Raw genomic sequence first — 14,529 nt, forward strand, 5'->3', positions numbered from 1 at the left:
TTATTTTTGCGGCATCATAAGTATGCCAAAATCCAATTATACAGACGCGACAGAATGCCCTGCTGTGTCTTTTGCACGACCACTTTGTCCTTGTTGTTGATGTGAATATATTCAATCTGGTAAGGGGTCGTTTTTTGCATTCCCAGATTGTTGACGGCATAATTCTCGACATTACCCAAAGACGCCCTGCTTTGCTGCTGCATATTCAACCGAATTTCCTCAGCCTGCGCGGCAGACATTTTTTTCTGCATTACCGCAACCTGATCGTTGAGCTTGGTATTCTGCACGTTGCAAACCATGATGGAACCAAGCGCCACCAGACACACGACAGAAATAGCACTCCAGCGCACGGCCTGTATGGGACGGATGGAAGCACGGATACGGGGTGGTGCAGCCGATTTCTTGCGCCTCCTCGGTTCTTTGTTGTCATCCTGCGCGGGCTGTCCACCAAGCGGTTTTGGTTCAAATAGCGATAGATCATAGGCTACGTTCGCATTATTCGGCAAGTTCGACCTCCCCTTCCATATGTCTGTGTGTCTGTCTCCCGGTACAGCAAATGTCTTTCTGCATTGGGATACGGTTACTTTTCTATCTGAATTGAATGGAATGATCTATTATTTGAGCGATTGCGGTTACCGTCAATCCTCCTGCACCCTGCATTTTTCCGCCACACGCAAGCGAGCACTGCGGCTGCGCGAATTGGCTTCGAGTTCTTTCTCGCTCGGCAGGACTCCCCGCTTATAAATGATCTGAGCCTGCGGCTTACGTCCACAGATGCAAACCGGAAAATCCGGCGGGCAGATACAGCCCTGCGCCCAACTGAGGAAACGCTGTTTGACCATCCGGTCCTCCAACGAGTGGAACGTGATTACACAAAGCCTGCCGCCGGGAGAAAGCAATGACAACGCGTCGTCAAGCAGCACACTCAGTGATTCCAGCTCCCCATTGACCGCCATTCGCAGCGCCTGAAACGTTTTTCGCGCCGGATGCCCACTGCGCCGGGCAGGTGCCGGATACGCCTCTTTGACCAGTTCGGACAGTTCAAAGGTGGTCTCCAGCGGTTTTTTCTCCCGCTGTTTGCAGATTGCATTGGCGATACGCGGTGCAAACCGTTCCTCGCCGTACTCCCGCAAGATACGCACCAGTTCCGCATAAGAGGCAGTTTCCAGCAGTTCTTTTGCGCCCGGGCCTGTCTGCGACATCCGCATATCCAGCGGTGCGTCCGACCGGTAGGAAAAACCGCGTGCGGGCGTGTCAAATTGATGGGAAGAAACGCCGAGATCAAGCAAAATGCCATCCACCGCGTCGACATTTAAGTCGGCAAGCACACGCCTCATATCGCGAAAGTTTGCCTGCACCACCCGCGCTTTTGCAGCAAACGGCGCCAGCCGCTCGCTTGCCGCGCGCACGGCATCAGGGTCTGCATCAAGCGCGATAAGCCGCCCACTGTCCAGCTTGGCGGCAATGGCCGCAGAATGCCCGCCTCCGCCCGCTGTACCATCGACATAGACGCCGTCCGGGCGGATAGCAAGCGCTTCAACACTCTCATGGAGCAGCACGCTCTGGTGATAAAATTCCATCATATCAGAATCCGAGCTCCTCCATGGCCTGCTCCACCGCTTCCGGCGTGATGGCAGCGCAGGCGGTTTCCCAACGTTTGCTGTCCCAAATTTCCACACGGGTGGACGCCCCGATAATCATGACATCGCGCTCCAATCCGGCATAGGTGCGCAGATTGGCCGGCAACACAATACGCCCCTGCTTGTCCGCCTCCACATCACATGCGCCGGAAAAGAAAAACCGCTGAAGCTGTCGCCCCTTGGAAAGCGGTAGCGCGCGGATGCGGGCTTCAAGAGCGCTCCATTCAGTTGCAGAATAGACGAACAGACAGTTGTCCAGTCCTTTGCAAAGGATAAAACGCTCTCCCAAATCCTCCCGCAGACGGGCAGGCATGAACACGCGTCCCTTCGCGTCAATATTATGTTGATATTCTCCAATCAGCATGTACACGCCCACCCCGTACGGTCCGCAGCGGAAAAATGCAGGCCAAGTGCCCCACTTTCCACCACTTTTATCCACCGCACTTTAAATTATACCGGTTGGCGCAACGAATTTCAAGCATTACTTTGTCTTAATGTTTGACAATTGACGGAAATAACATGCAGCTTTTGGGTGGAAAAACCAGGAAACCGTCTTATAAAGCCAACCGCATGTTTTCCTCGTGCATAAAAACACTTTCAGTTTGCACAACCAAATGACAGCCGCAAGTGGTGAATACACTGTGGAATTACTAAAATAGCGCGCAAAAAAGACAAACCCGCAGGTTTGTCTCAACATGTAAAACAGTCGGTATGCGATTGTGTTATATCTAAAAATATATGAACGGCCATTCTACAAGCAGCATTCGTACTATGTAACTGTTACCCTTTTCGCCCTGTCTTTCGGAGTGCCTGTCTGGCTTGCCGGACTTCAGTGAGAGAGCCTGTCAGCACTTCCTCACAGCTGTGCATGAGTTTGTCCACGAAATCGGCGGCAGCCACTTTTACCTCTTTGGATTGTTGATTTGCCTGTGTGACGATCTCATTCGCCTTTTCCCGCGCACCCTTGGTAATCTCATCCTCCCGGATCAGCGCGTTTGCCTTATCCTGCGCAGTGCGCACAATAGCCGCCGCCTCTGCACGGGCATTTTTCACGATTTCGCTGCGATCCGCCACGATTGCCCGTGCCTGACGCACTTCTGCGGGCAAATTAAGGCGGATATCATCAATAATCTCACGCACCCGTTCAGCATCCACCATGCAGCGGCCACCAAACAAAGGTAGCCCCCAGGAACGGTCGATCATCTCATCCAAAGCATCTAAAAGTTCATCCACACTCATGTTTGATTTCCTTTCCGCACAGTTTCGCCTGAATATCAGCGGCGATTGCACGTGGCACGAAGGTTGAAATATCCCGTCCATAGCGCGCGATCTCACGCACTACGCTGGAACTCAGGAACATATATTCCCTGTTGGCGGGCAAAAAAATCGTTTCTGTCTTTGCGTGTAAAGAATTATTGGTCAGCGCCATTTGAAATTCATATTCAAAATCCGACATTACCCGCAAGCCACGCACTACGGCGGTTGCATCCCGCAATGCACAATAATCAGCCAACAGACCGTCGTAGGTATCTACTTCCACGCCTGGTAGATCGCAAACCGATCTTTGAATGAATGCATATCGCTCCTGCACCGTAAAAGCCGGGTTCTTTCCGGAATTAGCCATCACCACCACCACCACGTGGTCGAACATGTTGGCGGCACGGGAAATGATATCCAGATGACCAAGCGTAAGCGGGTCGAAACTGCCGGGACAGATTGCCAATGACATTATATGTCCACATCCTTGCCGCGATAGAAGCCCATCGCCGTTTTACCATAAATTTTTTTCTGAAAAAGCCGGAAATCCCCTGCCGTTTCGGGCATAGAATCACTTTTAGCGCCCTCCGCCACAAGCACACCATGCGGGGAAAGACGTGCCGCCGCCAACGGCAGCAATTTTTCTAAAAGCCCTTGATGGTAAGGCGGGTCAAGAAAAATAATATCGTATTGATCCTGTGCGCGGGCAAGAAACGCCTCTGCCTCGGTTTGCAGCACCCGCGCTTTTTCAAACAGCCGCGTGTGCATAAGATTGGCTTTGACAATGCGCACCGCATCAGCACTTTGGTCAATGAAGACAGCAAGCGCCGCGCCGCGGCTAAGCGCCTCAATGCCAAGCTGGCCGCTGCCTGCAAACAGATCCAGTATGCGCCGGCCCTCCAGTTCAAATTGAATACTGCTGAACAAGGCTTCTTTCACCCGCTCCGCGGTTGGACGCGTATCCAAACCGTCCAGCGTTTCAAGACGTGCGCCACGCGCGCTGCCGGTAATCACTCTCATAAAACTCGCTACCATCCTATCTGCAAGTGGACTGCCGACAGCGGAGAAAAGATACACCTTTCCCTACGGCGTTTTTCGCGTTTTGACGCAAAAGCGACAGTCTTATTATCCATCCAAACGAGCAGAATGTCAACCCAACGAATACAGCCGCCTGCATTACAAACATATTTTTCCTGCATTTTGCGGCTGCATCTGCTTGTCGCTTCCAGACTTTGTCCAATGAAAAAGCGGGCTGTGCCCGTGCTTTCAGCCCTTGCATATCCCGCAACGCCGACTTCCCTAAACGGAAAAGCGGGCTGTGCCCGCCGCTAAATCAAATCACCCCGTGCAAGAATCTCTTTGAGCGTATGCGCCACCGGTGCGCTCATGCCCGGCACGGCAGCAAGTTCTTCCTCACTGGCGGCACGAAGTTTCTCCATCGTGCCAAAATGCTTCATCAGTGCCCGCGCCCGTGTCGGCCCCACACCAGGCGCAAGCGTCAAACGCGAAGAAAAGCCTCGCTTTTGCTGTGTTTTGTGGTGATACGCAATGGCATAGCGGTGGACTTCCTCTTGAATATTAGACACAAACGTGAAGACACTGCGATTGGCGTTAATGGCAATCTCCCCGCCGTCGCGCGCGATCGCACGGGTACGGTGCTTGTCATCCTTAACCATCCCAAACAGCGGGATCTCAAACCCATAAGTTTCCAAGACCGGACGCACCGCCGACACATGTCCGCGCCCGCCATCCAGCAAAATCAAATCGGGAACACGCCCAAATCCTTCTTTTGCGTCCTCACCTTTTTCTTTGGCTTCTTTCAACCTGGAAAGACGGCGGGAAATCACTTCCCGCATACAAGCGTAATCATCCTGCCCTTCAACCGTTTTGATAGAGAACCTCTTGTATGCGCTTTTCAGCGGCCGCCCGTCTGCAAACACCACCATACCGGCGACCACGCCGGTGCCCGCCGTATTAGAGATATCATAAGATTCGATATAATCAGGGCGATTGGGCAGCCCCAACAGTTGACCCAATTCATCCAGCACTTTTTCCCCGTGCGCCGGTCGCTGGCTGAGATGGTTCAGCTTTTCTTTTGCGTTGGCCTGTACCATGGCGATCAAAGCAGCCTGTTCCCCTTTTTGCGGTACGGTGATGGAGACCTTGCGTCCTGCAAGTTCGGATAAATATTGCTCAATAAGCACCGCGTCCTCCGTTGGGCCGTCGAGCGTTACACGCGGAGGCGCTTTTTTTACCTGCGAATAATAACTCCGCAAAAATTCTGCGCGCGCCGCCTGTTCATCCTGCAAAAAATCAAATAAAAAGCTGGACCGATCGCAAAGCCGCCCCCCACGGATGATGAACACCTCTACCGCCGTGTTGCATCCATCCCCCGCCATGGCGATCACATCCTGTTCCTCTACGCGTGAAGCCACCACTTTCTGCCGCTCCCGAATCTTCTGGATGGCAGTGATGCGGTCACGGATACGCGCCGCCTTTTCAAATTCCAACGCGTCGGAGAATGTGCTCATCTGCTGCTGTAACTGGTTCAAAATCAGATTATAGCCGCCCTTCAGAAACGTAACGGCATTGTCCACCAACTCGCGATACTCGGCGTTGCCCATTTTTCCGCGGCAGGGCGCGCAGCACTGACGGATATAATAATTCAAACAAGGGCGGCTTTTGCCAATATCCTGCGGAAACCGCCTGGAACAGACCGGTAACCGGAACGCTTTCACCGCTTCGTCCACCGTTTCTTTCACGGCAAACGAACTAATATACGGTCCCAAATAAAAAGCGCCGTCATCCGCAACCTGTTTAGCACTCTCAATACGCGGCCATTCTTCCTGCAATGACACACGGATATAACTATAGCCTTTGTCATCTTTGAGCAAAATATTATATTTGGGTTTGTGCTGTTTGATAAGACTGCATTCTAATACCAGCGCCTCAAATTCACTGTCGGTCAGGATATATTCAAAATGGTCAACATTCTCCACCATTTTGCGTACCTTTCCCTCGTGTTGGGCAAAGCGCCAGAAATATTGGCTGACGCGGTTTTTCAGTGCTTTTGCCTTGCCGATGTAAATGATGCGCCCACCTTTGTTTTTCATGATATAGACGCCCGGCGAAAGAGGCAGCGTATTCGATTCCGTTTTCAGCCGTTCCAACGTTTGTTCGTCCATCTCGCTTTCCTTTCATGGAGCAACTCAGGCGCTTTTCATTTGCAGCCGACAGCTTTTTATCGATTCAATTAAACAAATAGGCAACTGACACGTATATTTATGTGGTACACCAAACAAATTGATACACAGATAGCGAATTTTGTCGATTCAATGAAACAAATTATGCTTTACAGGGTCGAAAAAAGCACCGCGCAACGCACGGTGCCGCATGTGATTTTCCGTGCCGCTTTTAGACAGCAAACCCGGACTGCACAAGCTTGACCAAGCTTTCCAGCGCATCCTGTTCATCCGGCCCATCGGCAATGATACGGATTTTGGTATTCCCTAAGATTCCCAGAGAAAGCACTCCGAGCAGGCTTTTCGCGTTCACCCGGCGTTCTTCCCGTTCTACCCAGATCGACGATTTGAATTCGTTCGCTTTCTGAATAAAAAAGGTGGCGGGGCGCGCGTGCAGACCTACTTGATTTTGCACGACGACTTCTTTGACTAACATGGCAATCGCTCCCAATGTTAAAATGATCCGGCATAACCGGCCAAACCCAAATACAGAAAAAGAACCGAATTTTCGACAAAAAAGCTCAAAACCGGTACAATGTGTGGAAAAGGTTCATCGTCAATAGCATACTAAATCCATAGGATGAAGTCAACATCTCACTCCCAAAATCGAACGCGGCGCGCACAGTTTCGTCCCTTTCACAAAGAGAGACCCACTTGAGCACCCGTTTATTGGGCAGTTTTTCATGCAAAATGCCCATGACAAGTAGCATTTTTTTGTATAGAGAGCATGACAGCCATCATGTGCCGGCGGTCGCACGCTTCTGTTTCTCGCTCAGCGCACGCAGAAATATCTGATCTTTTTTTGTTAGTTCCGCGGTTTCGAGCAAGTCCGGCCGGCGCGATACTGTACGTGTCAGCGCCGCTTCCCGCCGAAAATCCATGATATGCGCGTGATGACCGCCGAGCAGCACTTCCGGCACCGCTTTTCCGTGATAGACAGGTGGGCGCGTATATTGTGGATACTCCAGCAGACCGGACGCAATGCTTTCCTCGCGCCAACTTTCTTCACCGGCCAGCACCCCCGGCAGCAGACGCGCCACGGCGTCCGCCACACAAAGCGCGGGCAGTTCCCCACCGGTCAGCACGAAATCTCCAAGTGAAATCTCCTCGTCCACGATCTCGGTCAACACCCGCTCGTCCACACCTTCGTAATGCCCGCAGAGCAGGCACAGGTTGTCCAACTGGGAAAAACGCAGGGCCGTTTGCTGGTTAAACCGTTTGCCCTGCGGCGTCAGGTAAACCAGATGCGGCCGGGCGCGCAAATGCCCACACAGGTCGGCAAAACAGTCAAAGATCGGGCCCGGCTGCATGATCATCCCCACTCCGCCGCCATACGGATAATCGTCTACGTGCCGGTGCTTGTCCTTCGAAAACGCGCGAATATCGTGGCATTCGATCGTAACATACCCAGCCTTGCGGGCACGCCCAATGATGCTTTCACCCAGCACCGCCTCACACATCGTGGGAAATAACGTGAGCAGGTCAATCCGCATCGTCAAACAGTCCTTTCAACGGTATGATGTGCATGGTGCCCAACTCAATATCCACCGCCTGCACCACATCTGAGATAGCCGGAATGAGCACCTCTTTGCCTGTTTCGCCGGTAATCACATAGACATCGTTGGCGCCGGTCTGCAATACCTCGGTGAGTTTACCGTACACATGCCCGTCCCGTGCATCCATCACCGACAGCCCCAATAAATCCTGCTCAAAATAACTGCCCTCAGGCAGTTCGACGGCGTTGCGGTCTATATATAACACCTGGCGCAGCAGACCCATTGCATCTTCCACGCTGTCAACGCCTTCAAATTTGAGGACGGCGATGCTTTTCTGCACACGAGCGGATGTCACTTTCCGGTAGCTTTTCCCCTCTTGGAAGAAAAAACCGTCAAACTGCATTAAAAAGTCAGGGCTGTCGCACCACGGCTGCACCCGCACCTCGCCACGCAGTCCCTGTGTGGACATGATCTTTCCGGTTTCCAAAAAACGCTTCCGCGCCATTCATCTCTCCTCTTTCAAACAAGCAAAACAAAGGACTGTTGCGATGCATCTTCCTGCATGCTGCAACAGCCCCTTTGTAAAGCGCCCGCCATAGTCGGCAGAAAGTTTTTAGGTACGCAAAGGCGCCCCGTATCGGATTAGTCGATCTCTACCGCAATTTTCTGTTCCTGATGATTGCCCATGGCACGCATCACCGTGCGGATTGCCTTGGCGACCCGCCCCTGTTTGCCGATGACCCGCCCCATATCGTCTGCGGCGACATGGAGATGATAGACGATGGTACCGTCTTCCTTGGGTTCGTCAACAGTCACCGTGACGGCGTCTGGCTGCTCCACCAAGCCCTGCGCGATAAAAACCAACAAGTCCTGCATGATACTTTTCCCCTTCTGCCAGATATCCTAAAAAGCGTGTACTTACAGGACGCCGCCCTTTTTCAGTACGAATTTGACGGTATCGGTCGGCTGTGCGCCGTTCTCAATCCATTTTTTCGCTTTTTCCCCGTCCACTTTGATTTCCACGGGATTGGAGAGCGGATTATAATAACCGATCTCCTCAATAAAACGACCATCGCTCGGGAAACGGGAATCCGCTACCACGATGCGATAGAACGGCGCTTTCTTTTTGCCCATGCGGCGCAATCTGATTTTTACTGCCATTGGTATCACCCCTCTGTTTGATTGGTTAAAATATATAGCAAATGCCGTGCAAACGGCAGTGCAATCGAATTAAAACGGTAGCATTGGCATTTTGCCGCGGCGCTTCCCTTTGCCGCCCATCTGCTTCATCATTTTGCGAGTCTGTTCAAATTGGCGCAGCAGCCGGTTGATATCTTCCACTTTTGTCCCGCTGCCGGAAGCAATCCGCCGCTTGCGGGACGGGTTAATACACTCCGGCCGCTCCCGTTCACGAGCAGTCATCGACGTAATGATGGCTTCAGTGCGCTTCATCTGTACCTCGCCCTGATCCATTTGTTCCTCGGTGATTTTCCCGCGCAAGCCCGGCAGCATGTTCATGACCGAGGACAGGGAACCCATTTTTTTCATCTGCCGGATGGATTCCAAAAAATCATTGAAGTCAAACGCATTGTGTTTGAGCTTCTTGGACATTTCAACAGCTTTTTTCTGGTCAAACTCCTGCTCGGCTTTTTCGATAAGGGTCAGCATATCGCCCATGCCCAGAATACGCGACGCCATGCGCTCGGGATGAAACGGCTCCAAGTCGTCCAGTTTCTCACCAGTACCCGCAAACTTGACGGGCTTGCCCGTAACCGCGCGCACCGAGAGAGCCGCGCCTCCGCGGGTATCGCCATCCAGTTTGGTGAGGATAACGCCGTCGATCTCCAATGCCTCATTAAATGCGGATGCCACATTCACTGCATCCTGTCCAGTCATCGCATCCACTACTAAGAGAATCTCATCCGGCTTGACCGCCACTTTGATGTTTTTAAGTTCATCCATCAGCGTTTCGTCCACATGCAGACGGCCGGCGGTATCGAGTATCAACACATCGTTACCGTGGTCTTTAGCGTGGGACAGCGCGGCCTGAGCAATTTTCACAGGATTGCCCTGCCCTTGTTCAAAAACCGGTACACCCGCTTTTTCACCCACCACCTGCAACTGCTTGATGGCGGCGGGACGGTAGACGTCGCAGGCGGCGAGCAATGGACGCTTCCCCTGGTTTTTCATGGAATACGCCAACTTGGCGGCATGTGTGGTCTTACCGGAACCTTGCAGGCCGCAGAGCAAGACCACCGTAGGCGGCTTGGAAGCATAGCGGATGCGGCTCTGTTCCCCGCCCATCAGGGTCGTCAATTCCTCATTAACGATCTTGATAACCTGCTGGGCAGGGGTCAGGCTTTCCAGCACATCGCTGCCCACAGCGCGCTCGGTGACGTCATTTACAAACTTTTTGGCGATTTTGAAGTTGACATCGGCCTCCAGCAGTGCCAAACGCACTTCACGCATAGCCTGCCGGACATCCGCCTCAGTCAGCTTACCTTTGGAACGCAGGCGTTTGAACGCCGCCGACAGTTTTTCAGAAAGCCCTTCAAATGCCATGCCTGTTCCCCCTTGCTCTGGGCGTTACCTTGAACAATTGCTTATTCCTCGCGCAAAGACTCCACTGTTTGTTGAATCTGCCTGGCGAGATCGCCAATTTCACGGGAAACACAGTATCGTTCACTCCGCAACGCAATTTCATCCGCCGAACGGTCGATGCTGTCGAGCGCACCCTTCATGGCATCAAATTTTGCGGCCAATCCCAGCTTCTCTTCCATAAAAAGCAGCGTGCTTTCACCGCGTTTGATTGCATCACGCACACCCTGCCTTGTGATGCCCGCGTGTTCCGCAATTTCCGCGAGAGAAAGGTCGTCGTTGTAATAGAGTTCAATGACTTCCCGCTGTTTATCGGTCAGAATCTCTCCGTAAAAGTCCAACAGAAACGAGATTTCCAGATTTTTTTCTTTCATACGGTTTTGCCTCCGCATGTAAAGCTACAGCCTTTACAACTTTCTTAGTATATCGAAATAAGATGAAAAAGTCAAGGGATTTTCAGGCGTTTTTTGCGCCGCCCCCTGCATTTTTTTACAGACGGACGGGCAGACAGCGCCTCAATCACATGTTTTTTTGAAAAAAGCATGAAAAACCCTTGACCGGCATATCGTTTCCATGTTAATATGGATATACCTCAAAAGGGTCTTTTTTTATGCTTTTTTTGACTCCTTCAGAGGGAGGCCAAAAAACCGTCACTATCGGGAGGTGCCGTTATGAGAGTAAAAGTCACATTAGCCTGCACAGAGTGCAAGCAACGCAACTATGACACGATGAAAAACAAGAAAAATGATCCAGATCGGTTGGAAATGAGCAAATATTGCCGTTTCTGCCACAAGCACACCACACACCGGGAAACAAAATAAGACGCAGAGGAGGGGCTTTCCATGCCGAATTCCAAGCAAGGCAAAGAACCGATTCAGCTTCACCCAAAAACCGGTAAGACTGCGCAGGTTAACGCCAAGAAGGCTGGCGGACGCCTTAGTGCGTTCAAACGCTTCTGGAGCGACACACGTGCGGAATTCAAAAAGATTATCTGGCCGACCAGACATCAGGTAACCGTCAATACCGTCGTGGTGCTGGTAACCATCGTGATCATCGGCGCGGTGGTCATGGCGCTCGACGCGCTGTCCATTACGGGTTTCAACGCACTGGTCAAATAATCGAAAGCCCGGGAGGCGAAGGTTTACCATGTCTGAGAACGCGAAATGGTATGTAGTCCATACCTATTCGGGCTACGAAAACAAAGTAGCCTCCAATCTGCAAACCATTGTGGAAAACCGCAGTTTGCAGGATGTGATCCAGGAAATCAAGATCCCCACCGAAATGGTAACGGAGATCAAGGACAATGTCAAACGCGAGGTGGAACGCAAAACATTTCCCGGCTATGTGCTGGTAAAAATGGAGCTGAATGACCAAACATGGCATGTCGTGCGCAATACGCGCGGCGTGACCGGTTTTGTCGGCTCCGGTTCCCACCCCGAGCCCCTGACAGAAAAAGAAGTGGAAGCCCTCGGCATGGATAAACGCATTGTTGAGGTCAACTACACCGTTGGAGACAGCGTCCGCATTGTGGACGGCCCGCTTGACGGCTTTATCGGTGTCGTAAATGAATTGGATACCGATAAAAATCTGGTTACGGTTACAGTTTCCATGTTCGGTCGCGAAACGCCGGTGGAACTCGAACTCGGCCAAGTCGAAGTCGTTCAGTAACACGCGCAGCACGTTTCGCAACGATCCAAGCAGTCATGGTAACACGCGGGTTTTCCCGCTTTGTTATACGCGCGTTCCGCGCGGCTGTGGGAGGAAGCGCAATCCGGCGTTTCCGCCAACTACCACATTCAGGAGGTGCAATTATGGCACAAAAAGTAGTGGGTTTCATTAAATTGCAGATCCCTGCGGGCAAAGCCACACCGGCGCCACCCGTAGGTCCGGCTTTGGGTCAGCATGGCGTCAACATCATGGCGTTTACGAAAGAATTCAACGAGCGCACCAAGGGTGACGCAGGTCTGATTATTCCGGTAGTCATTACCGTTTATTCCGACCGTTCGTTTTCATTCGTCACCAAGACGCCGCCGGCGGCCGTCCTGATCAAAAAAGCGATTGGGATTGAGACTGCATCGGGTGTGCCCAACAAGACCAAAGTCGGCAAGATCACCAGAGAACAGCTCCAGAAAATTGCCGAGCAGAAGATGCCCGACCTAAACGCCGCCAGTCTGGACGCCGCCATCAGCATGATTGCGGGCACGGCGCGCAGCATGGGCGTGGAAGTCGCGGACTAATGCTCCCCCGGTGGGAGGAAGTTTCCGCTATAAACCACTTATGAGGGAGGTAGCAAACCTATGAAACACGGAAAAAAATACGCCGAGAGCGCCAAACTGGTGGACTCGACGAAACTGTATGACGCTGTGGATGCGCTGGCACTCTGCTGCCAGACAGCCAAAGCTAAATTTGACGAGACTGTGGAAGTTCATGTCCGTTTGGGCGTGGATTCCCGCCATGCCGACCAGCAGGTGCGCGGCGCTGTGGTTCTGCCGCACGGTACGGGTCGCGTAGTGCGCACACTGGTCTTTGCTAAAGGCGATAACGCCAAAGCAGCCGAAGCTGCCGGTGCCGATTTCGTCGGTGCGGAAGAATATATGGAAAAAATCCAGAAAGAAAACTGGATGGATTTCGATGTAGTCATCGCCACACCGGACATGATGGGCGTTGTGGGTCGTCTCGGTAAAATCCTTGGCCCACGCGGCTTGATGCCAAACCCGAAGGCTGGTACCGTAACTCCGGATGTGGCACGCGCCGTTGGCGATGCCAAAGCTGGTAAAATCGAATACCGCCTGGACAAAACCAATATCATTCACTGCGTCATCGGTAAAGCTTCATTTGGACCGGAAAAACTGGGTGAAAACTTTGACACGCTTCTCACTGCTATTGTAAAAGCCAAACCGGCGGCGTCCAAAGGTCAGTATATCCGCTCCTGCTCCATTGCCAGCACCATGGGACCGGGTGTGCACATCAATCCCGCCAAAGTGGGCGGACAAGTCACCGGTTGACAATCGGTTTTGGATATGATATACTGAATGAGTTCCGACTTGTTCGGTAAAAGGATGTTTCAGACATCTTTCATACAATCGCGTTTCTCAAAGACAGCAGGCGCCGCAAGGCTTAATCACTGGCCTGCCGAGGGTAATGGCTTTGTATGCGTTTGCGTATTTGCGCACGCTTGCATTTGATTTTTTAACCCTCGGCCTACCGTGCCGGGGGTTTTTCATTGCCCGCCGCACCACCATAGGAGGTGAATTCTATTGCCAAGTGAAAAAATACTTGCCGAAAAACAGCAACTTGTCGCCGACCTCGCTGAAAAACTGAAGGCGTCTGTAGCTGGTGTCCTCGTAGATTACACGGGGATTTCGGTGGAAGATGACACCAAACTGCGCGCCGAGCTGCGCACGGCAAATGTCCATTATTCCGTCAAGAAAAACTCGTTGATCAGCCGCGCTGCAACTGATGCAGGTCTCTCTGGTTTGGATGACATCCTTAAAGGGGCTACTGCCATCGCGACATCAGAAGACGATCTGGTTGCACCCGCAAAGATCATTGCGAAGTTTGCCGGAAGTCATCCCACCTTTAAGGTCAAGGCCGGTTTTATTGAAGGCAAAGTCGTCAGCGAAGCCGAAGTGCACGCGCTGGCCACCCTGCCTCCGAAAGAAGTGCTGGTCGCCAAAGCCCTTGGCGGGCTCAATGCGCCGATTTCCGGTTTTGTCATGGTACTCAACGCCAATCTGCGCGGCCTCGTTGTGGCTCTCAACGCCATCGCCGAAAAGCAAAGCGCTTGATTTTTCCCTTCGTTTGTTTGTATGAAATGTGTGCGGCTTTATCGCACCTGAAATTTGGAGGTTACAAAAATGGCATCTGAAAAAGTAACGAAATTGATTGAGGACGTCAAAGCCCTTACCGTATTGGAACTGTCTGAACTCGTGAAGGCTCTGGAAGAAGAATTCGGCGTTTCCGCTGCCGCTCCGGTGGCCGTGGCCGCTGCTCCGGCCGGTGGCACTGCCCCTGCCGCTGAAGAGAAAACCGAGTTTGACGTTGTGCTGACCGATATCGGCAGCAGCAAAATCGGCGTCATCAAAGTGGTTCGCGAAATCACCGGTCTTGGCTTGAAAGATGCGAAAGAGCTTGTCGAGAGCGCGCCGAAAGCCATCAAAGAGAAAGTCGGCAAAGACGAAGCCGAAGAGCTGAAGAAAAAGATCGAAGATGCCGGCGCGAAAGTCGAACTGAAATAAGTTTGCTTTTGTCTTGCAATTCCATATAAAAAGAAGGGGCTGTGCACTTGCACAGCCC

General features: G+C 52.2%; 21 protein-coding genes and 1 other annotated feature. Of the genes, 7 read left to right on the forward strand and 14 right to left on the reverse strand.

Features of this window, described 5'->3' with window-relative positions:
* Positions 1-14: 14 nt before the first annotated feature.
* The 14 genes from ABF463_RS05065 to ylxM all read right to left on the reverse strand — a co-directional run bounded on the left by ABF463_RS05065 (position 15) and on the right by ylxM (position 10,607).
* Positions 15-506 (reverse strand): hypothetical protein, encoded by a 492-nt coding sequence (locus ABF463_RS05065; protein ID WP_415532475.1) that lies wholly within the window; start codon positions 504-506, stop codon positions 15-17.
* Positions 507-638: 132 nt separating this feature from the next.
* Positions 639-1,580 carry a 16S rRNA (cytosine(1402)-N(4))-methyltransferase RsmH gene (gene rsmH, locus ABF463_RS05070; RefSeq protein WP_415532494.1) on the reverse strand — a complete coding sequence of 314 codons (942 nt, stop codon included), beginning with the start codon at positions 1,578-1,580 and terminating at the stop codon, positions 639-641.
* 4 nt (positions 1,581-1,584) lie between these two features.
* Positions 1,585-2,004, reverse strand: a complete 420-nt coding sequence (mraZ, locus tag ABF463_RS05075; protein WP_415532476.1) for a division/cell wall cluster transcriptional repressor MraZ — start codon at positions 2,002-2,004, stop codon at positions 1,585-1,587.
* A 416-nt stretch (positions 2,005-2,420) separates the two neighbouring features.
* Positions 2,421-2,879, reverse strand: coding sequence for an ATPase (locus ABF463_RS05080; protein ID WP_415532477.1), 459 nt, complete (start codon positions 2,877-2,879; stop codon positions 2,421-2,423).
* On the reverse strand, positions 2,866-3,369 hold the full coding sequence (gene coaD, locus ABF463_RS05085; protein ID WP_415532478.1) for a pantetheine-phosphate adenylyltransferase: 504 nt from the start codon (positions 3,367-3,369) through the stop codon (positions 2,866-2,868). The genes ABF463_RS05080 and coaD overlap by 14 nt, the downstream gene beginning before the upstream one ends.
* The gene (gene rsmD / locus ABF463_RS05090) at positions 3,369-3,917 is read right to left on the reverse strand and encodes a 16S rRNA (guanine(966)-N(2))-methyltransferase RsmD (protein ID WP_415532479.1); all 549 of its coding nucleotides are present in this window, start codon (positions 3,915-3,917) and stop codon (positions 3,369-3,371) included. Before rsmD ends, coaD begins: the two co-directional genes overlap by 1 nt.
* A gap of 308 nt (positions 3,918-4,225) precedes the next feature.
* Positions 4,226-6,082: an excinuclease ABC subunit UvrC gene (uvrC, locus tag ABF463_RS05095; protein WP_415532480.1), complete on the reverse strand. Its 1,857-nt coding sequence runs from the start codon at positions 6,080-6,082 to the stop codon at positions 4,226-4,228.
* Between the two features lie 229 nt (positions 6,083-6,311).
* On the reverse strand, positions 6,312-6,575 hold the full coding sequence (locus tag ABF463_RS05100) for an HPr family phosphocarrier protein (RefSeq protein ID WP_415532481.1): 264 nt from the start codon (positions 6,573-6,575) through the stop codon (positions 6,312-6,314).
* Positions 6,576-6,876: 301 nt separating this feature from the next.
* On the reverse strand, positions 6,877-7,632 hold the full coding sequence (gene trmD / locus ABF463_RS05105) for a tRNA (guanosine(37)-N1)-methyltransferase TrmD (RefSeq protein ID WP_415532495.1): 756 nt from the start codon (positions 7,630-7,632) through the stop codon (positions 6,877-6,879).
* On the reverse strand, positions 7,622-8,140 hold the full coding sequence (gene rimM, locus ABF463_RS05110; protein WP_415532482.1) for a ribosome maturation factor RimM: 519 nt from the start codon (positions 8,138-8,140) through the stop codon (positions 7,622-7,624). The genes trmD and rimM overlap by 11 nt, the downstream gene beginning before the upstream one ends.
* A 137-nt stretch (positions 8,141-8,277) precedes the next feature.
* On the reverse strand, positions 8,278-8,511 hold the full coding sequence (locus tag ABF463_RS05115; protein ID WP_415532483.1) for a KH domain-containing protein: 234 nt from the start codon (positions 8,509-8,511) through the stop codon (positions 8,278-8,280).
* A 42-nt stretch (positions 8,512-8,553) separates the two neighbouring features.
* Positions 8,554-8,796 (reverse strand): 30S ribosomal protein S16, encoded by a 243-nt coding sequence (gene rpsP / locus ABF463_RS05120; protein WP_415532484.1) that lies wholly within the window; start codon positions 8,794-8,796, stop codon positions 8,554-8,556.
* A gap of 69 nt (positions 8,797-8,865) precedes the next feature.
* Positions 8,866-10,197 (reverse strand): signal recognition particle protein, encoded by a 1,332-nt coding sequence (gene ffh, locus ABF463_RS05125; protein ID WP_415532485.1) that lies wholly within the window; start codon positions 10,195-10,197, stop codon positions 8,866-8,868.
* A 41-nt stretch (positions 10,198-10,238) separates the two neighbouring features.
* Entirely contained in the window at positions 10,239-10,607 is a 369-nt protein-coding gene (gene ylxM, locus ABF463_RS05130; protein WP_415532486.1) for a YlxM family DNA-binding protein, read from the reverse strand.
* Between the two features lie 297 nt (positions 10,608-10,904).
* Here ylxM and rpmG point away from each other — a divergent pair, with 297 nt between their 5' ends.
* The 7 genes from rpmG to rplL all read left to right on the forward strand — a co-directional run bounded on the left by rpmG (position 10,905) and on the right by rplL (position 14,471).
* On the forward strand, positions 10,905-11,054 hold the full coding sequence (rpmG, locus tag ABF463_RS05135) for a 50S ribosomal protein L33 (protein ID WP_415532487.1): 150 nt from the start codon (positions 10,905-10,907) through the stop codon (positions 11,052-11,054).
* Between the two features lie 21 nt (positions 11,055-11,075).
* Positions 11,076-11,351 (forward strand): preprotein translocase subunit SecE, encoded by a 276-nt coding sequence (secE, locus tag ABF463_RS05140; protein WP_415532488.1) that lies wholly within the window; start codon positions 11,076-11,078, stop codon positions 11,349-11,351.
* A 28-nt stretch (positions 11,352-11,379) separates the two neighbouring features.
* Positions 11,380-11,901, forward strand: a complete 522-nt coding sequence (gene nusG, locus ABF463_RS05145; protein ID WP_415532489.1) for a transcription termination/antitermination protein NusG — start codon at positions 11,380-11,382, stop codon at positions 11,899-11,901.
* 143 nt (positions 11,902-12,044) lie between these two features.
* Positions 12,045-12,470: a 50S ribosomal protein L11 gene (gene rplK / locus ABF463_RS05150; protein WP_415532490.1), complete on the forward strand. Its 426-nt coding sequence runs from the start codon at positions 12,045-12,047 to the stop codon at positions 12,468-12,470.
* A gap of 60 nt (positions 12,471-12,530) precedes the next feature.
* The gene (gene rplA, locus ABF463_RS05155) at positions 12,531-13,238 is read left to right on the forward strand and encodes a 50S ribosomal protein L1 (protein ID WP_415532491.1); all 708 of its coding nucleotides are present in this window, start codon (positions 12,531-12,533) and stop codon (positions 13,236-13,238) included.
* A 69-nt stretch (positions 13,239-13,307) separates the two neighbouring features.
* Positions 13,308-13,464, forward strand: a sequence feature (ribosomal protein L10 leader region).
* 26 nt (positions 13,465-13,490) lie between these two features.
* Entirely contained in the window at positions 13,491-14,021 is a 531-nt protein-coding gene (rplJ, locus tag ABF463_RS05160; protein WP_415532492.1) for a 50S ribosomal protein L10, read from the forward strand.
* 69 nt (positions 14,022-14,090) lie between these two features.
* The gene (gene rplL, locus ABF463_RS05165) at positions 14,091-14,471 is read left to right on the forward strand and encodes a 50S ribosomal protein L7/L12 (protein ID WP_415532493.1); all 381 of its coding nucleotides are present in this window, start codon (positions 14,091-14,093) and stop codon (positions 14,469-14,471) included.
* Positions 14,472-14,529: the final 58 nt, after the last annotated feature.

It is taken from the genome of Ethanoligenens sp., assembly GCF_047718355.1.
Classification (GTDB): Bacteria; Bacillota; Clostridia; order Oscillospirales; family Ethanoligenentaceae; genus Ethanoligenens.